Origin of the sequence: Streptomyces polygonati (genome assembly GCF_042650325.1) — a bacterium.
Taxonomy (GTDB): domain Bacteria; phylum Actinomycetota; class Actinomycetes; order Streptomycetales; family Streptomycetaceae; genus Actinacidiphila; species Actinacidiphila polygonati.
In genome coordinates, this window is record NZ_JBHSBB010000007.1 from 245,472 (window position 1) to 267,250 (window position 21,779).

Consider the following 21,779-nt stretch of genomic DNA (forward strand, 5'->3'; position numbering starts at 1 on the left):
CGAAGGGGAGCCGCCCAGGACCCCCGAGGCCCACGGAGAGCCCGGCCGGCCCGGAACACCGGGAGCGCGAGGAACGCCGGGAGATCCCGGATCCGCCGAATCCTCGGCGAGCGAGCCGATGCGGACCGCTCTGGGGCGGGAGGTCGACGCCGGCTGGGTGCGCGAGCGGATCTACGCGACCCTGACCATGCTCGCCGTCGTGGTCGCCCTCGCCGAGGAGGACGTGACGCGGCTGGAGGCGGCGATTTCCGTACTGGCGACCGCGGTCGGGGTCTGGCTCACCGGCCTGGTGGCCGAGGAACAGGCCCACCGGGCGGCCCACGGCCGGCTGGCCGGCAAGGCGGAACTGCGCCGGATGCTCTACGTCACCTCACCGCTGCTGAACTCGGCGATCAGCCCGCTGGTGATGATCGCGGTCTCGGCCCTGGGGCTGCTCTTCCTGTCGACGGCCCTGTATGTGTCGGCCGCCCTGGACGCCCTGTCGTTGTTCGGCTGGTCGTACTACTCCGGCCTGCGGATGGGAGCGGGAGCCGCCGCCTCCACCGTCGCGGGGCTGATCAACATCGGCGTCGGCGCCGGCATCATCGTCGTCAAGCTGCTCGCCCACTGAGCCGCGTCCGGCCCGACGCGGCGCCGCTGTCCGGTCAGGCCCGCCGCACCAGCAGTTCGACGTTCCGGTCCGCCTTCGTGCCCGCCGCGCTCTCCTTGACGCCGTCGGTCATCGTCCGCGCGAGGCCCGGCGCGTTGTACGCCAGCTCCCGGTAGATCGACGCGAGCCCGTCGTCCGACAGATCGCCGAAGTCCGTGCGGTACGGCGCCGCGGATTCGATCAGCGTGGCGAACAGCGACAGCGTGCCGTCGCGGTTGTCGGTCAGCTCGATCAGCCGCGCGTGCTGCGGGTAGTCCACGTGCGAGGCGGTGTTGACCTCCCAGAAGGACCGGCTCGCGGTGGCGTGCGGGTGCGGGGTGATCCGGTTGATGTGGCTGTGCCCGTTGATCCACGCCACCACGTTCGGGAACCGGCTCAGCAGCGCGATCACCTCCTCGCCGTCGTGCCGCTGCTCCTCCGGGCGGCCCGCGTCGGGGCGCCGGGTCATGCTCGGGCTGTGGTGGTGGCTGAACACCAGGAGGTGCGCGTCGTCGGCGCCCGCGTTGCGCACCGGCCGGCCGTCCGCGTCGTAGTGGAGCGAGCTGTGGGCGGTCAGCGTCCGCTCCAGCCAGTCCAGCTGCTCGCTGCCCAGCGAGCCCTGGAAGTGGCCGCTGCGGTAGGTGGTGTCGATGCTGATGCCGACCACCCCCTCGGCCACCTGGAAGGCGTAGTACATCCGGTCGTCGTTCAGATGGTCCTCGGTGTAGCCGTGCCCGGCCGGGCCGGCGCCCGCGTACGCCGGGTCGAGGTGGGCGGCCAGATACTCGTGCGGTGAGAACATCCGGCGCCGCGGATCGGGAGTCACCGTCCGCGCCCCGGCCGCGTTGCGCCGCAGGATGTCCTTCAGCACGGCGCTCTTGGGGTCGTCGCCGCTGTTGAGCACCCGGACATAGGCGGCCACGTCGGCGGCCGGCACGGTCAGCAGCTTCCTGGACCCGGTGACGATGTCCCTCAGCTGCTCGTCCTCCGGCGCCAGGCATCCGCCGGGCAGCGCGTCGTGGTTGCCAGGCGTCGAGTACCAGGGGATGTCCAGGCCGGGGCTGGTGACCGGACGTGTCACCGCGTCCAGGAAGCCGGGGATCCGGGGCAGCCCGCGCAGCTTGTCCACGTCGCGCAGCGCGTCGTCCGGCTGCCAGAACAGCGGCAGCCCGGAGCTCATGGCGCCCTCGAACGCCTGGGGGTCGCCGGTGTTCGGAGTGATCGACCCACCGCTCATCGCGGTCAGATACCAGTCCAGTTCGACCGCCGAATTGTTGTCGACGTTGTCACCGGTGGAGATCACGAAAGCCGGCGGCCTGCCGGTGTGCGGGCCGCCGCCGAGCGCGTTGGCCTGTTTCACCAGTGCGACCGCGCCGGTCACCGACAGCGCCTCCTGCGTCCGCCACGAGCCGAGCGACCCGACCCGCAGGAATTCCGTCCGCAGCGGGTTCTGCGCGTCGGCCAGGTGCAGATCGGTGAACTGGACGAAGCAGGCCAGCGGCGTACGCCGGTCGGCCCGTCCCGCGCCCGCTTCGGCGAATTCGGACCGCACGACCACCGGCCAGCCGGGTCCCGGCCCGATCCGCCGGTATCCGTCGCCCGCGCCGCCGATCCGGGCCGTCATGTCCAGCGTCGTCACCCCGTAGGGCCCGGCCGGGCCGGCCGGTGCGGCCGGCGTCGCGGGTGCGGCCGGGCGGACCGGCGGGGCGGCGGCGCTGCTGGAGCGCTGCTGCGGCAGCAGCCACCAGGCGGCACCGGTTCCCGCCGCGACCGCGCCGGAAGTGAGCAGGAAATGACGGCGGTTGAAGGCGGACCGGTTCCCGGCCATGAACGTCCTCCGGTGTCGTGCCGCCTGGTCGGCGGCGCCACAGCGCTGAATAGGAATTACCTGTTCATGAGGCTCGGTGGTCGTTATGGCCTGGATATGAACGACGCCGGAACGTGGAAGGCCCATCAATCGTCCACACAGCGCGGACGCGCGAAGAGAGGACTTCTCTGACGACTGCCGCCAAGACGGCCGCCATTTTTTTTACGACTGCCGCACCGGCCGGGTTCCGGCGGCGAGATTTACCGCATGTGAGGCTCTGCCCATTCCCGACGGCGTAGAGAGATCAATAACGCTTTACGTCCACGGGAGTTGGGAGCGGTGGGTCCAGTACGCGGCCGGGGATTCTGCCAGTTCGGCGAGGGCGGCGAGCTGGGCCGGATCGAGGCGGACGCTCTCGGCACGGAGATTGGAGGTGAGCTGGGCGGTCGTCGCGGCGCCGGACAGCACCGAGTCGACCCACGGCTGGTGCAGGGCCGCGGCCAGGGCGAGCGCGTCGTACGGGACGCCGGTGCTCGCGGACAGCGGGCCGAGCACCCGGTCCAGGCGGGCGTCGCCCACCGCCAGCCGCCCGTTGGCCAGGGCCTCCTTGACGATCACCTTGCGGCCGGAGCCGTGCGCCTCGGCCAGGGCGGGGCCGACCGAGGGCTCCAGCGGGTTCCAGGTGGACTGGACACTGCGGAAGAGCGGCTCGCCGTCGACGGTGACGGCCAGCGCGGCCCGGATCGCCTCGCCCTGCGCGGGCCCGCTCGTGGACAGCCCGACCGTGACGCCCTCGGCGGCCAGCGCGGCGAGCCGGCCGTGCAGCACGGTGTCGGTCAGGGCCGGGCTGTCGGGGGTGATGGAGTGCACCTGATAGATGTCGAGGTGGTCGCCGAGCAGGCTCCGGGTCTCGGCGATCTGCCGGTCGTAGGTGGCCACACTGTGGTCCTTGACCTCATGGGCCTCGGCGTGGACCTGCCAGTCGGCCGTATAGGTGTAGCCCCATTTGCTGGAGATCAGAAGTCCGGAGCGCTCCCCGGGAGCGTTCAGCCACTCGGCGAGGAACTCCTCGGCGCGGCCGTACGACCGGGCGGTGTCGAAGTGGCGGACACCCGCGGCGTAGGCGTGGTCGAGCAGTTCGTGCGCCCGCCGGCGCATCGCGTCCACCCCGCGCTCCGGCAGGTCGTGGTCGCGGCCCAGGTTGAGATAGCCGGGCCGGCCGACGGCGGCCAGGCCGAATCCGATCCGGTGGGCGGCGGGCGCGGCGGGCGTTGGGCTGGACACGGGCGGCTCCCTGCGGTGATGCGTGCGCGGTCACGGGCCGGGCCGCCGCCGGGCCGCCGGCCGCCGGGCCCGCACGATGACGGTAGCCCGGCCGGCCGGTCGCACGACCGCCCACCCGGGTACGTCACCCGGGTGGGCGGTCGTCAGCCGCACGGGAAGGGGGTCGCCCCCGGTCTCACCGCGCCGGGGTCAGCCCAGGCTCCACTGCTGGTTCGCGCCCCCGTTGCAGCTCCACAGCTCCAGCGCGGTGCCGTTGACGTTCCCCGCGGCCTGGTCGCCGCCGGTGACGTCGAGGCACAGGCCCGACTGGTTGCCGGTGATGGTCCCGTTGGGGTTGAGCTGCCACTTCTGGTTGGCGCCGCCGTTGCAGGTCCACAGTTCGACCTTGGTACCCGATGCGGTCTGGTTGTCGTAGGCGTCCAGGCACTGCGTTCCGCCGTACAGCCGCAGCTCACCGGCCGCGGTGACGGTCACCGCCTGGTTGCCGCCGCCCGAGCAGTCCCAGATGTCGATCTTCGTACCCGCGGCGGTCGCGCCGCCGGCCGCGTCCAGGCAGCGGTGGGAGGAGGCGCCGACCAGCGGGTGGGTCGTACCGGTGCTGCTGCCGCTGCCGGCCGAGATCCGGTACATCACCGAGCCGTGTCCCGGGACGGAGGCCGAGATGCCGCCGCTGGTGCTGCTGACCACATTCGACCAGAGATTGGTGAGCTTGTACGACGACGCGGCCGGCAGGCCGACGGCGGCGGCCGTGGTGCTGATGGTGGCGGCCGAGGAGTTCTCGTTGAAGAGCACCACCGAGACGTCGCCGTTGGACAGCGGCTTGGTCAGCACGTCGAGCCCGCCGGAGGAGGACACCTGGGTGCCCTGCTTGCCGAGCGGGTCCTGGTCGACCGCGATGACCGAGCGGTTGCCGTAGAGGGACAGCGTCGCCGGGGTGGCCTTGCGCAGATCGGTGCCCGCGATCAGCGGCGCCGCCATCTCGGACCACAGGCTGAACTCCGAGCGGTCCTCGGTGAACGACATGCCGTTGCCGACCTCCAGCATGTCCGGGTCGTTCCACGCGCCGGGCCCGGCGTACCGCGCCAGCTGGACGTTGCTGTGGTAGATCGACAGCATCGAGCCGAAGGAGGCGTTGATGTCCCCGGTGGTGCGCCACAGGTTCCCGGTGGCCGCGCCCCAGGTCCAGACGCTGTCCTCGCCCCACTCGCACATGCTGAAGACGATGGGGCGGCCGGTGCTGTGCAGGGCGTCCCGCATGGCGTTGTAGCGCTGCTGCCAGGGCACGCCCTGGTTGTTGCAGTTGTCGTACTTCAGGTAGTCCACGCCCCAGGAGGCGAAGCTGTTCGCGTCCTGCTGCTCGTGGTTGAGGCTGCCGGGGTAGCCGGCGCAGGTGGCGGTGCCGGCGCTCTCGTAGATGCCGAGCTTGAGGCCCTTGCCATGGACGTAGGCGGCCGTCCCGCTGATGCCGTCGGGGAACTTCGTGCGGTCGGGGACGAGATTGCCGCCGGAGTCGCGCTGCGAGGCCATCCAGCAGTCGTCGATGTTGACATAGGCGTACCCGGCGTCCTTCAGGCCGGAGGAGACCAGGTAGTCGGCGGTCTGCTCGATCAGCTGCTCGCTGACGTCGCAGCCGAAGGCGTTCCAGTCGTTGAAGCCCATCGGGGGCGTCCGGGCCAGGCCGTTGTCGAGGGCATGGGCCCGGGGCGCGGCGCCGAACAGGACCAGGGCGGGCACCAGGAACAGCGCGAGCGCCGCCGCCACGACGGTTCTCGGCAGGTACGGGGAAGGGTGCATCGAGCCTTCTCCTTCGGGGTGGGGGGACAGGAGTGAGGAGCCGACGGCCTTGTGTTGCAAAATGACGGGGGTTGTTGGATGTTGACTCGTCGCAGTGTCGGCTTCGGCTGATGGCCCGTCAAGGGAGCGGACACGCCGAAAATCCGGCGGTCCGGCCCGGCGATCCCAACAAAGCCGAACAGCCCTCGCGGACCGGACACGGCAAGGAGGGCGCCCGGCGCCGGGTCGTCACGACCCGGCGCCGGACACCCTCCCTGGTCGGTGCTCCGACCGATCCGCTCGGACGGGCTCAGCTGCCGTAGACCTCCAACTCGTAGATCCGCGCCGCCGGGTCGGTGTTCTGCGACGGTGTGATGACCGACAGCCGGACATAGCGCCCGCTGGCGCTGACCTGGTTGGTCGTGCTGTCGGCGGTGTTGCCGCGCACCTGGGCGACCGTGGTCCAGGTCGAGCCGTCGGGGGAGACGGCCAGGTCGAAGTCCTTGGTGTCCCAGGCGGGGTCCTCGCCGCCTGCCCCGGCGTGCCGGACGGTCAGCGAGGTCAGCGAGTGGGAGGCGCCGAGGTCGACGGTCAGGGTCTTGGTGCCCGCCGCCTTGGAGCACCACTTGTCGCTGGTGCCGCCGGAGTAGCTGCCGTTGACCGCCTTGTCGGCCGTCTCGGTGCTGCCGCAGGGGTCCGAGCCGGTCGCGGTACGGCCGACCGCCAGATCGCTCTGGCCGCCGCCGTAGACCTCAAGCTCATAGACGCGCGCCGCGTTCGAGCCGTTGCCGGTGGCGTTGGCGGGCTGCGAGATCGCCAGCCGGACATAGCGGGCCTGCCGCGGGGACACCGCGTTGTAGGTGCGGCTGGAGCGCGATCCGGTGACGCTGGCGGCGGTTGACCAGGTGGTCCCGTCGGTGCTGGTCTGGATCTGGAAGGCACCGGTGTTCCAGCCGGTGTTCTCGCCGCCCAGGCCCGCGTGCTTGACCACGAACGAGGAGACGGTGGTGGCGGCGCCGAGGTCGACCTGGAGGCTCGGACTGGTCGCCGTGGAGCACCACTTGCTGTTGTTCTTGAGCGTGCCGTCCACGGCCTTGTCGGCGGACTCGCCGGTGGCGCAGTTGGCGGAGGCGGTCACCGGCTTGCCCTGGGCGAGATTGGTGCCCAGCTCGGGGGCGGCGGGCACCGCGGTCGCGCCGTCCTGGAAGGAGGGCGGTACGTCACCCGCGCCGGTGCCCCAACTGCCGCTCGGGGTGGCGCCCATGGTGAAGTTGACGGTGCCGCCGGCCGCGATATCGGGGTAGCGCAGGTAATTGTGGCTGGTGGCCGTGCCGTTGACCGTCATGCCCTGGACATAGCCGCCGGTGCCCGAGGAGTTGACGGTGATGTTGCCGCCGGGCCGCTGGAGCAGCACCGAGGGGAACTGCGGCGCGTTGACGGCCAGGGTGTCGGCGCCGGGGGTGGCCGGATACATGCCGAGCGCCGCCCAGACGTACCACGCCGAGGTCGCGCCGAGGTCGTCGTTGCCGGGCAGGCCGCCGGCCCCGGTGGTGTAGGACTCGGTCATCACCTTGCGGACCGCGTCGGCGGCGCCGGCCGGGTCGCGGGCGAAGTCGTAGGCCCACGGCACGGCGTGCTCGGGTTCATTGCCGATGTAGTAGTAGGGCAGGCTCTGACCGGCGTTGACCTGGGTGAAGTGGTGGTCGAGGCGCTGTACGGCGGTCTGCCGGCCGCCCATGTCGTTGATCAGGTCGGCGTAGTCGTAGGGGACCATCCAGGTGTACTGGGCGGCGTTGCCCTCGGTGAAGTTGGTCGGGCTGGCCGGGTCCAGCGGCCAGCTCCAGCTGCCGTCGGAGTTGCGCGGCTGGGTGTAGCCGGACTCGGTGCTGTAGGTGTTGCGCCAGTACTGGGCGCGGGTCATGTGGGTGCTGTAACTGCTGGTGTTGCCGAGCGCCTTGGCGAACTGCGCGACCGCGAAGTCCGAGGCGGAGTATTCGAGCGAGTCGGAGGGCGCGCCCGGCAGGTAGTGCAGGCTGGTATAGGTGGACTGATTGCCGCGGATGGCAGAGCCCTGGGTGGTGCCGCCGTTGGAGGCCTTCTCCATCAGGGACAGCGCCGCCGCGGTGTCGAAGTTCCTGGTGCCGAAGGCGTACAGGCTGCTGACGATGATCGGCCCCGGATCGCCGGTCATCACGAAGTCCTCGCTGCTCTGCTGCGACCACTTGGGCAGCAGCCCGCCCTGCTGGCCGTCCAGCACCATGGAGTTGGCGATGTCGGCGGCCTCGGTGGGGGCGATCAGCGCGATCAGCGCGGCCCAGGAGCGGTAGATGTCCCAGCCGGAGTAGTTCTGGTAGACCGGCCGGGTGGAGTTGTGCACCGCGCCGTCGAAGCCGCGGTAGTCGCCGTTGACGTCGCTGGAGATGTTGGGGCTTTGGAAGACGTGGTAGAGCGCGGTGTAGAACTTCTTCACGTCGGTCGCGGCGCCGCCGGTGACCTGGGCCCGGTTGAGGATCGAGTTCCAGGCGGTGTCGGCGGCGGTGCGCACCGCGTTGAAGTCCCAGCCGTTGTTCTCCGAGGTCACATTGGCCTGGGCGCCCGCCGTACTGACGTAGGACAGGCCGACCTTGAACTGCACGGTGGCGGCGCTGGTGGTGTCGAAGGTGACATAGGCGCCGGTGTTGGTACCGCTGGTGGTCGTCGAACCCGCCGAGACCGTACCGCCGTTCCAGGTGCCGAAGCCGGTCGGCGCGCGGTCGAAGCGGATGTCGAAGTAGATCGGGTACGTCTTCGACGAGCCGCAGAAGCCGCCGGCGGTGACACTGCCGGTGATCTCGGAGCCGCTCAGCTTCACCGAGCCGCTGCGGCTGCCGGTGGCGCTGCGGCTGGTGTTGATCAGCAGCCCGGCCGAGGTGGACGACGGATACGTCAGCCGTCCCATTCCGGTACGGGTGGTGGCGGTCAGCTCGACATTCGTGGCGTACTTGTCCAGCCGGTTCTTGTAGTAGCCCGGGGCGGCCGCTTCGTTCGCCTTGGTGTAGGGGGAGGCGTAGCCGGTCCAGTTGCTGCCGGGCGAGGTGCCGACGCCGCCGGTGATCGGCATCAGCGGGAGGTCTTCGTTGTTGGGACAGCCGGCGCCGTCGAAGTGGGTGAGGCTGAAGTCCTCGATGGAGGTGTCCGAGTAGCGGTATCCGGACGGGGATGCGGTGGGGGTGTCCGGGCTGAACTGCACACCGCCGAAGGGCACCACCGCCCCCGGATATGTACTGCCGCCCGCGCCGCCGCCCACCGGGTTGGGCGCGTTGCTGTCGTCGGTGCCGACGAACGGGTCGGCGTACTGGGTGAGGTTGAGACTCGCCGCGGCGTGGGCCGGCGCCGAGGCGAGGCCGCCGACGCCGAGGGCGGCCAGCAGCAGGGCGCTCAACGCGCCGAAGGTTCGCGATCTGAGCATGCTCGGGGGCACGGGGGGGACCACCTTCTCGTGGAGGCCGGTCGTCGTGTGCTGCCGTTACGGCGGGTGGCCTCGGGGGGCACGGGGATGCTCGAAAGGCATGTGAACGTTACCAAGCAGAACCAGATTCTTGAGCTGTACCTGACCATGTGTCAAGAGTGTGGACACCGTCGGCATCCGGGGAAAGTCCCGCTGAGGAAAGCGTTGTTCGTGGATTGGTAGGATGTACTGACACCTCGTCAGTCCACCCACACACTCCGAAAACCGTTGAGAACGTTACCAGGATGTCCGGATGTGGTCCGATGACACGGGGAGCATGCCGAGGGGGAGGCCCGTGAAGCGCCCGACGATGAAGGACGTGGCCCGCGTCGCCGGAGTCAGCCCGATGACGGTCTCCCGCGTCGTGTCGGGCGGGGCGGGGGTCTCACCCGGCACCGCGGCCAGGGTCGGACAGGCAGTGCGCGAACTCGGCTACCAGCGCAATGACAACGCCCGCCACCTGCGGCAGAAGAATCCGGGCACCTCCACCATCGGCCTGGTCGTCGACGACCTGGCCAACCCCTTCTACGCGCTGATGGCCCGCTCGGTGGAGGACGAGGCCCACCGCCGGGGCTATGTGGTGCTGGTCGGCAGCACCAACGACGAACCGCGCCGCGAGCGCGAGGTGATCGCCGCCTTCACCGCCCGCCGGGTCGACGGCCTGATCATCGTGCCGACGATCGGCGGCCACGGCTTCCTGAAGCGGCCGATGGCGGCGGGCACCCCGGTGGTGTGCGTGGACCGGCCCGCCGAGGGCCTCGCGGTGGACACCGTCACCGTGGACAACCGCGCCGCCGCCGAACGCGGGGTCGGCCATCTGCTCGGCCACGGCCACACCCGCATCGGCTATCTCGGCGACCGCTTCGGCATCTGGACCCAGCAGGAGAGATACCGGGGCTATCTCGACGCGCTCGCCGCGCACGGCATAGCCGAGGACCCCGATCTCGTACGCCATGAGCTGCGCTCCCACCACGAGGCAAGAGCCGCCCTCGCCGGACTGCGCGCCCTCCCCGAGCCGCCCACCGCGCTGTTCAGCAGCAACGACCTGATCACCATGGGCGTACTCGACGCGCTCGACCACCCCGCCCCGGTCGCCATCGTCGGCTTCGACGACCTCCCGCTGGCCGACCGCCTCGACCCGCCGCTGACCGTGGTCAGCCAGGACCCCGTCGCCCTCGGGAGCGCCGCCGCCGACCTGCTCTTCGCCCGGATCGGCGGTGACCGTTCCGCCCCGCGCTCGGTGATCCTGCTGACCCGCTTCGTCGTACGCGGCTCCGGCGGATTCCGCACCCGCTAGGACCGCCGGTCCGCCGTGCGACAGCGCGGATCTCACCGCGTACCGGGGCTGAACCGCGCGGGTGCGGTCCGCGCGCCGGGTCTTCCCCCGGCGCACGGACCGCACCCGGCGCGTCCTCGCGCGGCTACTCCTCCGCCGCCCCGCCGGACGCCCCGGACGGCAGCCGGTCGCGGATCGCGTCCATCACCGAGGAGTCGGTCAGCGTCGTCACGTCGCCCAGCGAGCGGTTCTCGGCGATGTCCCGCAGCAGACGGCGCATGATCTTGCCCGAACGCGTCTTGGGCAGCTCGGCGACCACCAGGATCTGCCGCGGCCGGGCGATCGGCCCGATCTCCTTGGCCACATGGGCGCGCAGTTCACGCCCCAGATCCTCGGCGCTGGTGGTGTCGGCGGGCTGCTCGTTGTCACCGCGCAGGATCACGAACGCGACGATCCCCTGCCCGGTGGTGGCGTCGGCGGCGCCGACCACCGCCGCCTCCGCGACCCGCGGGTGCGAGACCAGAGCCGACTCCACCTCGGTGGTGGAGATCCGGTGCCCGGACACGTTCATCACGTCGTCCACCCGGCCCAGCAGCCAGATGTCGCCGTCCTCGTCCTTCTTGGCGCCGTCCCCGGCGAAGTACCGGCCGGGAAAGCGCGACCAGTAGGTGTCGATGTACCGCTGCTCGTCGCCCCAGATGGTGCGCAGCATGGCCGGCCACGGCTCGGTGAGCACCAGATAGCCGCCCGACCCGTTGGGCACCGGCCGGCCGGTGTCGTCCACCACCTCCGCCGAGATCCCCGGCAGCGGCCGCAGCGCCGAGCCCGGCTTGCAGGTGCTGACACCGGGCAGCGGGCTGATCATCTGCGCGCCGGTCTCGGTCTGCCACCAGGTGTCCACCACCGGGCAGCGGTCCCCGCCGATCGCCCGCCGATACCACATCCACGCCTCGGGGTTGATCGGCTCGCCGACCGACCCCAGCAGGCGCAGCGAACTCAGGTCGTAGCGGCCGGGGATCGCGTCGCCCCACTTCATGAAGGTGCGGATCGCGGTCGGCGCGCAGTACAGGATGGTCACGCCGTACTTCTGCACGATCTCCCACCAGCGCCCCTGGTGCGGGGAGTCCGGGGTGCCCTCGTAGAGCACCGAGGTGACGCCGTTGGCCAGCGGTCCGTAGACGATGTACGAATGGCCGGTCACCCAGCCGATGTCGGCCGCCGTCCAGTACACGTCCTGCTCGGGCTTGACGTCGAACACCGCCCAGTGGCTCCACGCGACCTGCGTCAGATAGCCGCCGGTGGTGTGCAGGATGCCCTTGGGCCGCGCGGTGGTCCCGGAGGTGTACATGATGTAGAGCGGGTGCTCGCTGTCGAACGCCTCCGGCTCGTGCTCGGCCGGCTGCCCGGCGACCAGGTCGTGCCACCACACGTCCCGGCCCTCGGTCCAGCCGACCTCCTGGCCGGTACGGCGGACGACGAGCACGCTGCGCACGTCCGGGCAGCGCTCCAGCGCCTCGTCGACGGCCGGCTTGAGCGCCGAGGGCGCGCCCTTGCGGTAGCCGCCGTCGGCGGTGACGACCACCCGTGCGTCGCAGTCGAGTATCCGGCCGCGCAGCGCGTCGGCCGAGAAGCCGCCGAAGACCACGGTGTGCGGGGCGCCGATGCGGGCACAGGCCAGCATCGCCACCACCGTCTCCGGGATCATCGGCATGTAGATCGCCACCCGGTCGCTGGCCCGGACGCCCAGGGACAGCAGGGCGTTGGCCGCCCGGCAGACCTCGTCCGTCAGATCCGCGTACGTCAGCGTCCTGGTGTCTCCCGGCTCGCCCTCCCAGTGGAAGGCGACCCGGTCACCGTGCCCGGCGGCCACATGGCGGTCCAGGCAGTTGTACGCCACGTTGAGCCGGCCGCCGACGAACCAGCGGGCGAACGGCGCCCGGCTCCAGTCCCGGACCCGCGTCCACGGCTCGGCCCAGTCCAGCCGGGCCGCCTGGGCGGCCCAGAACGCCTCGCCGTCGTCGGCCGCCTCCTGGTAGGCGGCCGCGGTGACATTCGCCGCGGCCGTCAGTTCCGCCGGCGGCGGGAAGCGCCTTTCCTCCCGCAGCAGGTTGGACAGCGTCTCGTCGCTCATACGTGGGCGCTCTCGACCGGGCCGCCGCGCCGGCCGCCGCCGACCCGGGTGCCGGCCGGGAAGACCGGGGCCACACCGCGCTTCCAGGTCGCGTTGGTGACGCCGGCGAACGACGCGTACCAGGCGCACACCGCGGTCACCAGACCGATCCAGCCGCCCACCTTGGTCGTCCCCGTGGACTGGGCGAACTCCGCGATGGTCAGCACGACGAAGGTCGCCGACAAGGTGACGAAGACCGCGAGCAGCGCGCCGTTGGTGCGCAGCGCGGCGATCGTCATGTAGACGGTGAAGATCGCCCAGATCAGCAGGAACAGTCCGGTCGCCTGGTGCGCGGTGTCGGGCGGCAGATTCCCCACGATGTACTTCACATAGGCCGCGTACGACAGCCAGAAGGCGCCGTAGGAGCCGAACGCCGTCGCACCGAAGGTGTTGCCCTTCCTGAACTCCCACATGCCGGCGAGGAGTTGGACCAGCCCGCCGTAGAACAGCGCGAGCGGCAGCACCACGGTGAGCAGGCTGGCGTCGATCAGATCGGCGTTGAAGGAGCTGAGGACGAAGGTGGTGGCGGCGAAGGCGGCCAGGCCCAGCGGACCGGGGTCGGCGATCGCGGCGACCGGTGCGGGCGTCGTGTCGGGAGTGCTCATCGGTGGTTTCCCTCCTCATTGAGGAACGGCAGCGGGCTGCCGAGGGGGCGGTGCGTGCCCCTGTCCCACGCTAGGAAGCGGGCGCGGCGGCGGCCAGCGGCCGGCCGGCGGCGTCGCCGAGCGGTCGGTCCGGGCGCCGGATGGTCCCTCCGGTACGCCCAGCGGTCGTCACTTCGGCACCAGCGGCCCCGGCCGGGCGGGCAGCGCCGACACCTCTTCCGGCAGGTGCATCCGCAGCATCACCCGGTCCACCGCGGCCGCCGAGATCCGGCGCCGGGTCAGCAGCGAGACGCCGACCATGACGGCGAACGCGACCGGTACGGTCCAGGCCGCCGGTTCCTCCAGCAGCGCGGCGGTCCATCCCCGGCCCGGCCCGCGCACGCTGGTGACCACCACCGCGAGCGCCGCCAGACCGCCGCCGGCCACCAGGCCCAGCAGCGCGCCCAGGTCGGTCAGCCCGCGCCACCAGATGCCCAGCACCAGCAGCGGGCAGAAGGAGGAGGCCGCCACCGCGAACGCCAGCCCGATCGCGTCGGCCACCGGCAGCCCGGCGGTCGCCGTCGCCATCACCAGCGGCGGCACGCCCGCCGCCAGCGAGGCCCAGCGGAAGCCGCGGGTCGAACCGCGCATCAGGTCCTGCGACAGCACCCCGGCCACCGAGACGGTCAGTCCCGAGGCGGTGGACACGAACGCGGCGAAGGCCCCGGCGGTCGCGAGCGCCGCCAGCAGCCGGCCGGTCTCGCCCGCCTCGACGATCTGCGGCAGCACCAGCACGGCCGTGTCGGTCCGCCCGGTCAGCAGCAGTTGCGGGGCGAAGACCCGGCCGAGCGCGCCGTAGAGCGTCGGCAGCAGGTAGAACACGCTCAGCAGCACCAGGACCAGCAGCGTGGTGCGCCGGGCGGCCCGGCCGTCCGGATTGGTGTAGAAGCGCACGACCACGTGCGGCAGCCCCATCGTGCCCAGGAAGGTGGCCAGCAGGATCGAGTACACCGCGTACAGCGGGTGCGAGCGCCCGCCGGCCCCGGACAGCGGGCTGGCCCACCGGGCGCCCGACGCCGGAGCCAGGCCGTCGCGGTGCGGTACCGCGGCGCCCGCCGGGAAGGTCAGGCTCGCGCCCGCGGCCGCGGTGTGCTCGCCGTCGGCCAGCCGCACCGCCTGCCCGTCCGTCCGGCCGCCGACCCGGTCGGCCGCCGGGAAGGCGGTCCCGTCCAGGCGGCCGCGGACGACGACGGTCACCGGCGACCGTACGTCGAAGCGGACCTGCTCGCCGATCCGTACCGTGGTGGAGTGCGAGAAGCGCGGTACGTCGGGGCCGGCCAGCGACGGCGCGCCGGCCGACCGCCAGGCCAGCACCAGGAACACCGCGGGCACCGCGATCGCGGTGAGTTTCAGCCAGAACTGGAAGCCCTGCACCAGCGTGACACTGCGCATCCCGCCGGCCGCCGAGACCCCGACGACCGCGAGCGCCACCACCGCGGCGCCGACCCACCGCGGCGCCCCGGTCACCGTCTGGAGCGTCAGTCCCGCCCCCTGCAACTGCGGTACGAGATACAGCCACGCGATCACGACGACCAGCACGCTGGCCACCCGCCGCACCGCGACGGAGCCGAGCCGCTCCTCGGCGAAGTCCGGCAGGGTGTAGGCGCCCGAGCGCCGCAGCGGGGCCGCCACCAGCAGCAACAGCACCAGATACCCGGCGGTGTAGCCCACCGGGTAGGCGAGCATGTCCACCCCGTAGGCCATGACCAGTCCGGCCACGCCGAGGAAGGACGCCGCCGACAGGTACTCCCCGCCGATCGCCGAGGCGTTCCACAGCGGCGATATCTCCCGGGAGGCCACGTAGAAGTCCGAGGTGGTCCGCGACAGCCGCAGTCCGTAGACACCGACCGCCACCGTCGCCGTGAGCACGACGACCAGCGCCGTGAGACCGAGTCCCGGGTTCATCCGGCACCGGGCCCGGGCGGCGGGTCCAGGGGCGGCGGCCGGTCCGGGCCGTGCAGCAGATCGGTGAAGTCGCGCTCCACGCGCTCCGCGTGGCGGACATGGAACCACGCCGCGCCCACCAGCAGCGGGTAGGCGACCACGCCCAGCAGCAGCCAGGCCAGCCGCAGGCCGAAGACATCGGCCGTGCGCAGCGCCGGGATCAGCGCGAAGGCCGTCGGCAGGCCGCCGAGCACCGCGGTCAGCACCGCCAGCACCCCCAGCGACAGGCGCAGTTGGTCCCGGACCAGGGAGCGGACGTAGACCTGGCCGAGCCGCGGCTGGGCGTGCAGGTCGGCGGCTCCGGCCCGCGCGGAGTAGCCGCCGGTGCGGTGGCGGCGCGGTCCGGAGACCGCGATCCGCCGCGGCGGCTGCTGCGGGCCGCTCACGACCGCTCCGCGCCGGGCGCCGGCGTCCACCGCACCAGCCGGTCCCGCAGCTCACGGCTGTGCCGGCGGCTCACCGGCAGTTCGCTGCCCGCCACCCGGACCGTCCAGTGCCCGGCGTCGGAGCGCAGCTCCTCCACATGCCGCAGCGAGACGAGGAAGCGCCGGTGGATGCGCAGGAACCCGTGCGGCACCCAGCGCTCCTCCAGCACCGCCAGCGAGATCCGCACCAGGGGCGCGTTCCCGCCCGCGTGCAGCCGTACGTAGTCGCCCTGGGCCTCGACATAGGCCACCTCGTCGCGGGAGACGAAGCGGGTGACACCGCCCAGATCGACGGCGATCCGCTCCGGAGCCGGCCGCTCGGCGCTGGCGCCGCCAGCGGTTCCCGGGGCCGCGCCGCCGCCTTCGATCAGCGCGGCCACCCGCCGTACGGCCTCGGTCAGACGCTCACGGCCCACCGGCTTGAGCAGGTAGTCGCAGGCCTTGAGGGCGAAGGCGTCCACCGCGAAGTCCTCGTAGGCGGTGACGAAGACGACGGCGGGCGGCAGCGCGAAGCGGGCCAGCACCCGGACCAGGTCGAGCCCGTCCAGCCCGGGCATCCGGATGTCGAGGAACACCGCGTCCACCGTCTCGTCCTCCAGCAGCCGCAGCGCGGCGTCGCTGCTGTCGGCGGCGAACACCCGCCCGATACGCGCGTCCCCGCGCAGCAGATAGCTCAGGTCCTCAAGGGCGGGCGGCTCGTCGTCGACGGCCAGGACCCGCAGCGGCCTCACGACGCGCGCACCCCGTTCCGGTACTTGGGCACCCGGATGTTCACCCGGGTCCCGGCCCCCGGCGCGGTCTCCACGACCAGCCCGTACTCGTCGCCGAACACCGTACGCAGCCGTTCGTCCACATTGCCCAGGCCGAGCGACTCGCCGTCGGCCTCCCCGGCCAGCCGCGCCCGCACCTGCTCGGGGTCCATGCCCACGCCGTCGTCCTCCACACTGATCCGGCACTCGGCGCCCGCGTCCTCGGCCCGGATGGTGATCAGCCCGGGGGCCGACTTGGGGCCGAGGCCGTGCCGTACCGCGTTCTCCACGATCGGCTGGAGGCACAGGAACGGCACCGCGACCGGCAGCACTTCGGGCGCTATCAGCAGGTCCACCCGCAGCCGCGCCCCGAAGCGGGCCCGCTCCAGCACCAAATAGCGGTCGACAGAGCGCAGTTCCTCGGCGAGGGTACTGAACTCACCGTGTTTGCGCAGGCTGTAGCGGGTCAATTCGGCGAACTCCAGGAGCAGTTCGCGTGCCTGATCGGGGTCGGTACGGACGAAGGACGCGATCGCGGTGAGCGAGTTGTAGACGAAGTGCGGCGATATCTGGGCACGCAGAGCCCGTAGTTCGGCCTCCATCATCCGGGTGCGGGACCGGTCCAGTTCGGCCAGTTCGAGCTGGGCGATCACCCAGTGGGCCACCTCGCCGGCCGCGCGTACCAGCCCGGCCGACACCTGCCGCCCGTACACCGACAGCGCGCCGACCACCAGACCGTCCACCACCAGCGGCACCACCACGGCGCTGCGCACCGGGCAGTTCATGTCGCCGCAGTCGATCAGCTCGGCCGGCACCACCCAGGGGCGCCCGGCGGCCATCGCGTCCCTGGCGTGCTCCACCGCCTGCGCGGCGTGGCGCCTCCCCGGTCCCTCCCAGGCGAGCAGCACACCGTCGCCGACCACGGCCAGCGCGGGAGTGCCCAGCAGGGCGCGCAGATGCCGCGCCGCCCGGTGCGCCGACTCGGCGGTCAGGCCGTCACGCAGCGGGGGAGCGGCGAGCGACGCCGCGTGCAGGGTGGCGAAGGCGGCGCGGTCGGCCGGGGTCCCGAAGCCCCTGCGCCCGCGCACCAGCCAGAACAGCGCCGCGGCGACGCCCGCGATCACCAGCGCCACGGACACCACAGTGATCGTGGACCCCATGCCCGCATTATCGTCACGCCGGGCGACGCCGGGCAGGCCCGCGGACAGGGCAATCCCGCCGGGCGCTCGCCGACCGGCGGACTCATGGTCAGGCGCGATATTGCAAACATGAAGTCAAAAATTGCGGACCGAGGTGTAGTTGAGGGTGTCCGCATCACGGGACCGGCGGTCGACCGCCGGTCCCGTGATGCGGCGGAGCGCCTCCGGGTGGCGGTGCTCGGCTGGCGTCCTGAGGACCGAAACGTGGCTGCTGGCCGTAAAGGCAGCAGGTGAGCGGCGATTCGAGGTGGCGAACGGCGGGTTCTCGCCTGATCCCGAGTGTCTGTCGACTTCGGTGTCGCGATATTGCGAAACCTGGTCGATATCTTGTGGACACCTGGCCGCGGTGGTTTAGTGATGCCCGCCACATCGTGGTGCTCGTGATCGGCAACGCCCCCACCGCTGATCGGCCGTCACCCCCCGAGGAGCGCCCGTGTTCCCACGTCAGATCCGCGCCGCACGACGTGCCCTGTCCAGAGCCGTCCCACCGGCCCGACGGCTGGCGACAGGCCTCACCGCCACAGCCATGCTGGCCGCGGCCCCGCTGCTGGCCCTGCCCACCGCCCGGGCCGAGGCCGCCACTCCCGCGGGCGCCGCCGTGCCCTTCACGGAATACCTCGCCGCGAACGCCACCACCAACGGCAATGTGCTGGCCCCCAACTACACCTACGGCGCCCTCGCCTCCGAGGCCACCGGCCGGCAGGCCGTACAGCTCGTCGGACAGGGCAAGTTCGTCTCCTTCACCCTCACCCAGCCCGCCAACGCGGTGGACTTCCACTACGCGATGCCGGACTCGCTGGACGGCGCCGGACTCACCGCGCCGCTGAGCGTCTACGTCAACGGGACCAAGTCCCAGGATCTCCAGCTGACATCCACCGACAGCTGGCTCTACGGCGCCTACACCTTCACCAACAACCCCTCCGACGTGGGCAATCCGCAAAGCGCCGTGCCGCACGACTTCTACAACGACGTCCGGACCATGTTCCCCTCGGTGCTGCCGGCCGGCACGGTGGTCAAGCTCCAGGTCGACGCGAACGACACCGCTCCCTGGTACGCAATCAACACCGCCGACTTCGAGAACGTCCCGGCCCCGCTGCCCAAGCCGGCCGGATATCTGGACGTCACCCAGGCCCCGTACAACATCGACAGCAGCGGTGTCGCGGACGCCACCGGTCAGCTGACACAGGCGATCAACGACGCGGAGACGGCCGGAACCGGCGTCTATCTGCCCAAGGGCCTGTACAAGATCACCGCGCCGATCGGCCTCAACAAGGTCGGCGTGGCCGGAGCCGGCCAGTGGTACACCGAACTCACCGGCCACAACGTGGAGTTCCAGGGCAACGTCGGCCAGACCACCGGCGTCACCGTGCACGACCTGTCGATCTTCGGCAACGTCAACTCACGTGACGACAGCGACGGTACGGTCAACGGCTTCAACGGCGGCTTCAACAACTCCACCATCTCCAACGTCTGGATCCAGAACCAGAAGGTGGGCGCCTGGATCGTCGGCGCCACCACCAACCTGAAGTTCCAGAACATGCGCATCCAGGACACCCTCGCCGACGGCATCAACTTCGACGGCGGCGTCACCAACTCCTCGGTGACCAACAGCTTCTTCCGCAACACCCAGGACGACGGCCTGGCCATGTGGTCCTCGACCACCGACAGCGGGGACACCTTCGACCACAACACGGTGGACTCCCCGGGACTCGCCAACAACATCGCCGTCTACGGCGGTACCAACAACAGCGTCACCAACAACCTGGTGCAGGACACCGTCACCCGCGGCGGCGGCATCCACGTCGGCAACCGCTTCGGCGCCTCCGCGCTGGCCGGCACCACCACCATCAGCGGCAACAAGCTGGTGCGCACCGGCCAGTTCGACCCGGGATGGGACTACGGCGTCGGCGCCATGTGGTTCTTCGCGCTGGACTCCGCGATGACCGGCACCATCAACGTCAGCAACAACGAGATCGACGCCAGCCCGTACGAGGCCTACCAGTTCGAAGGCACCCTGGAGGGCGGCAAGCCGATCAGCGGGGTCACCATCAGCAACGACACCGTCAACGGCGTCGGCACCTATGTCTTCCAGGACCAGACCTCGGGTTCGGCCACCGTCTCGGGCGTCACCGCGACCGGCGTCGGCGTCGGCGGCGTGGAGGACTGCAACTCCGGCTTCGCCCTCAACCAGGGCAGCGGCAACTCCGGCTGGTCCGGCGCCGCCACCTGCGGATTCCCGGCCGCCGCGCCGGTGACGGCCTTCCCGTCCACGGTGACCTTCGAAAACGCCCATGTCGGCTCGGCCACCCCGGTCCAGAAGGTGACGATCTACAACACCGGCCGCTCGGCGGCCTCGCTCGGCGGCATCTCCGCCAGCGGCGGCTTCACCGTGACCCGGGACCCGAGCAACCCCTGCGGCACCAGCCTGAACGGCGCCAACGACACCGACCCCGGCATGTGGTGCCAGATCGACGTCTCCTACACCGCGCCGACCTCCGGCATCACCACCGGCACGCTGACCGTCCCCAACAGCCAGCCCGGCGGCCCGACCACCGTCCAACTGGTCGGCACCGACGGCGGAACCGTCGTCCACACCCCGGTCTCGGCCAGTCCCGGATCGCTCGCCTTCGGCAATGTGGCCGTCGGCGCCACCACCGCCCCGCAGACCGTCACGGTCAGCAACCCGGGCACCGCCGCCGCCACCCTGACCTCGATCAGCGTCAGCGGCCCCTACGCCCAGACCAACACCTGCGGCGGCGCACTGGCCGCCGGCGCCTCCTGCACCGTCGCCGTCACCTTCAAGCCGACCGCCGGCGGCGCCCAGAACGGCACCCTGGCCATCGCCAACTCCACCACCGCCACCCCGGTCGGCACCACGCTGACCGGCACCGGCGTCACCTCGACCACCAACCTGGCCCAGGGCGCCACCATCACGGCCAGCGGCAGCGCCGGCGGCTTCCCTCCCTCCAACACCAACGACGGTGACACCAGCAGCTACTGGGAAGGCAGCGGCGCCTTCCCCCAGTGGGTGCAGGCCGATCTCGGTTCCGCGCAGCAGGTCGGCTCGATCGTGCTGGACCTGCCGCCGTCCAGCTCGTGGGGCGCCCGTACGCAGACGCTGTCGGTGCAGGGTTCGACCGACGGCGCCAACTGGACCACGCTGAAGGCCTCGGCCGGATACACGTTCAACCCGGCCACCGGCAACACCGCCACCGTCTCGCTGCCGACCACCACCCTGCGCTATCTGCGGGTGAGCATCACCGCGAACACCGGCTGGTCGGCCGGCCAGCTCTCCGAGCTGCAGATCTTCTCGGGCGGCGGCGGCACGGGCGGCGGCACCACGCCGACGCCCTCGCTCACGGCCTCCCCGGCAAGCCTGACCTTCGCGGGCACCACGGTGGGCAGCCACAGCGCGGCGCAGACCACCACCATCACCAACAACGGCGGCGCGGCGGCCACCCTCGGCGGCGTCACCGCCAGCGGCGACTACGCGGACACCAGCACCTGCGGTGCCTCCCTGGCCGTCCATGCCTCCTGCACGGTCGGCGTCACCTTCACCCCGACGGCGACCGGCACCCGCACCGGCGGCGTCACCGTCGCGAGCAACGATCCGGCCGGCCCGCTGACAGTCGCCCTCACCGGCACCGGCAACGCGCCTTCGGGCGGCGGCACCACCAATCTGGCCGTCGGAGCGACGATGACGGCCAGCGGCTCCACCCAGAACTACACCCCGGGCAACACCAACGACGGCAACACCAGCAGCTACTGGGAGAGCACCGACAACGCGTTCCCGCAGTGGCTGCAGGCCGATCTCGGCAGCGGCAAGAGCGTCTCCAAGGTCGTCCTGGACCTGCCGCCGGCCACCTCCTGGGGCGCCCGTACCCAGACGCTGTCGGTCCTCGGCTCGACCGACGGCAGCACCTGGACCACGCTGAAGGCCTCGGCCGGCTACACCTTCGACCCGGCCACCGGCAACACCGTCACCATCACCGTGCCGACCAGCTCCATCCGGTACCTGCGGCTGAACGTCACCGCCAACACCGCGTGGCCCGCGGCCCAGTTGTCCGAACTGCAGATCTTCTCCTGACCCGCGGCAAGCCCCGCGGCGCACCAGCGCACACAACAGCTGGCCACGCCCCCACCCGCGAAAGCGGGTGGGGGCGTGGCCGTACGCGTGGCCGCTCCCGGCCGGCCGGGGAACCCGATCCCGCCCACCGTATTGACGTGTACACGTCGTTCGCCGAGACTCCATCTCGATCGCCCACTCGATTGCCTGGTTGAGAGCGCTTTCAGCTCACTGGTTCAAAGGCCGCTTCCTGGCCCGAGGCCCGCTGCCCGTCCCTCATCCCATTCTCGGCTTCCCGGGGACCCATCCCCGCAGGCGCCCGTGCGG

13 protein-coding genes are annotated in these 21,779 nt (G+C 71.5%); 3 read left to right on the plus strand and 10 right to left on the minus strand.

Translation table 11 applies throughout. The features are described from left to right. Positions 1 to 118 precede the first annotated feature (118 nt). A complete protein-coding gene (locus ACFO3J_RS07460; protein WP_386427353.1) occupies positions 119 to 610 on the plus strand; it encodes a hypothetical protein in 492 nt (163 codons plus the stop codon). Between the two features lie 34 nt (positions 611 to 644). Here ACFO3J_RS07460 and ACFO3J_RS07465 read toward each other — a convergent pair whose 3' ends face one another. The 4 genes from ACFO3J_RS07465 to ACFO3J_RS07480 all read right to left on the minus strand — a co-directional run bounded on the left by ACFO3J_RS07465 (position 645) and on the right by ACFO3J_RS07480 (position 8,940). Continuing rightward, complete coding sequence (locus ACFO3J_RS07465; RefSeq protein ID WP_386427354.1) at positions 645 to 2,456, minus strand: TIGR03767 family metallophosphoesterase; 1,812 nt, start codon at positions 2,454 to 2,456, stop codon at positions 645 to 647. Between the two features lie 294 nt (positions 2,457 to 2,750). Beyond that, on the minus strand, positions 2,751 to 3,719 hold the full coding sequence (locus ACFO3J_RS07470) for an aldo/keto reductase (RefSeq protein ID WP_386427356.1): 969 nt from the start codon (positions 3,717 to 3,719) through the stop codon (positions 2,751 to 2,753). Between the two features lie 189 nt (positions 3,720 to 3,908). Continuing rightward, entirely contained in the window at positions 3,909 to 5,513 is a 1,605-nt protein-coding gene (locus ACFO3J_RS07475) for a glycoside hydrolase family 27 protein (RefSeq protein WP_386427358.1), read from the minus strand. A 289-nt stretch (positions 5,514 to 5,802) separates the two neighbouring features. Then, the gene (locus tag ACFO3J_RS07480) at positions 5,803 to 8,940 is read right to left on the minus strand and encodes a GH92 family glycosyl hydrolase (RefSeq protein ID WP_386427360.1); all 3,138 of its coding nucleotides are present in this window, start codon (positions 8,938 to 8,940) and stop codon (positions 5,803 to 5,805) included. A gap of 334 nt (positions 8,941 to 9,274) precedes the next feature. Here ACFO3J_RS07480 and ACFO3J_RS07485 point away from each other — a divergent pair, with 334 nt between their 5' ends. Continuing rightward, entirely contained in the window at positions 9,275 to 10,276 is a 1,002-nt protein-coding gene (locus tag ACFO3J_RS07485) for a LacI family DNA-binding transcriptional regulator (protein WP_386427361.1), read from the plus strand. 124 nt (positions 10,277 to 10,400) lie between these two features. Here ACFO3J_RS07485 and acs read toward each other — a convergent pair whose 3' ends face one another. The 6 genes from acs to ACFO3J_RS07515 form a co-directional block, all read right to left on the minus strand. After that, positions 10,401 to 12,386 (minus strand): acetate--CoA ligase, encoded by a 1,986-nt coding sequence (acs, locus tag ACFO3J_RS07490; RefSeq protein ID WP_386427363.1) that lies wholly within the window; start codon positions 12,384 to 12,386, stop codon positions 10,401 to 10,403. Next, positions 12,383 to 13,030 (minus strand): acetate uptake transporter, encoded by a 648-nt coding sequence (locus ACFO3J_RS07495; RefSeq protein WP_386427365.1) that lies wholly within the window; start codon positions 13,028 to 13,030, stop codon positions 12,383 to 12,385. Before ACFO3J_RS07495 ends, acs begins: the two co-directional genes overlap by 4 nt. Before the next feature lie 168 nt (positions 13,031 to 13,198). Next, entirely contained in the window at positions 13,199 to 14,974 is a 1,776-nt protein-coding gene (locus ACFO3J_RS07500; RefSeq protein WP_386427367.1) for a sodium/solute symporter, read from the minus strand. Beyond that, positions 14,971 to 15,399 carry a hypothetical protein gene (locus ACFO3J_RS07505; protein ID WP_386427369.1) on the minus strand — a complete coding sequence of 143 codons (429 nt, stop codon included), beginning with the start codon at positions 15,397 to 15,399 and terminating at the stop codon, positions 14,971 to 14,973. Before ACFO3J_RS07505 ends, ACFO3J_RS07500 begins: the two co-directional genes overlap by 4 nt. Further along, positions 15,396 to 16,169: a LytR/AlgR family response regulator transcription factor gene (locus ACFO3J_RS07510; protein ID WP_386427370.1), complete on the minus strand. Its 774-nt coding sequence runs from the start codon at positions 16,167 to 16,169 to the stop codon at positions 15,396 to 15,398. Before ACFO3J_RS07510 ends, ACFO3J_RS07505 begins: the two co-directional genes overlap by 4 nt. Then, positions 16,166 to 17,347, minus strand: a complete 1,182-nt coding sequence (locus tag ACFO3J_RS07515) for a sensor histidine kinase (RefSeq protein WP_386427372.1) — start codon at positions 17,345 to 17,347, stop codon at positions 16,166 to 16,168. The genes ACFO3J_RS07510 and ACFO3J_RS07515 overlap by 4 nt, the downstream gene beginning before the upstream one ends. Before the next feature lie 472 nt (positions 17,348 to 17,819). On the opposite strand from ACFO3J_RS07515, the gene ACFO3J_RS07520 reads away from it, so the two are divergent. After that, on the plus strand, positions 17,820 to 21,473 hold the full coding sequence (locus tag ACFO3J_RS07520; RefSeq protein ID WP_386427374.1) for a galactose-binding domain-containing protein: 3,654 nt from the start codon (positions 17,820 to 17,822) through the stop codon (positions 21,471 to 21,473). Positions 21,474 to 21,779: the final 306 nt, after the last annotated feature.

What these genes read in the sequence shown, in the direction of transcription:
- ACFO3J_RS07460 (WP_386427353.1), top strand. Translation starts at nt 119, where the DNA reads ATGCGGACCGCTCTGGGGCGGGAGGTCGACGCCGGCTGGGTGCGCGAG.
- ACFO3J_RS07465 (WP_386427354.1), bottom strand. Translation starts at nt 2,456, where the DNA reads ATGGCCGGGAACCGGTCCGCCTTCAACCGCCGTCATTTCCTGCTCACT.
- ACFO3J_RS07475 (WP_386427358.1), bottom strand. Translation starts at nt 5,513, where the DNA reads ATGCACCCTTCCCCGTACCTGCCGAGAACCGTCGTGGCGGCGGCGCTC.
- ACFO3J_RS07480 (WP_386427360.1), bottom strand. Translation starts at nt 8,940, where the DNA reads ATGCTCAGATCGCGAACCTTCGGCGCGTTGAGCGCCCTGCTGCTGGCC.
- acs (WP_386427363.1), bottom strand. Translation starts at nt 12,386, where the DNA reads ATGAGCGACGAGACGCTGTCCAACCTGCTGCGGGAGGAAAGGCGCTTC.
- ACFO3J_RS07495 (WP_386427365.1), bottom strand. Translation starts at nt 13,030, where the DNA reads ATGAGCACTCCCGACACGACGCCCGCACCGGTCGCCGCGATCGCCGAC.
- ACFO3J_RS07500 (WP_386427367.1), bottom strand. Translation starts at nt 14,974, where the DNA reads ATGAACCCGGGACTCGGTCTCACGGCGCTGGTCGTCGTGCTCACGGCG.
- ACFO3J_RS07515 (WP_386427372.1), bottom strand. Translation starts at nt 17,347, where the DNA reads ATGGGGTCCACGATCACTGTGGTGTCCGTGGCGCTGGTGATCGCGGGC.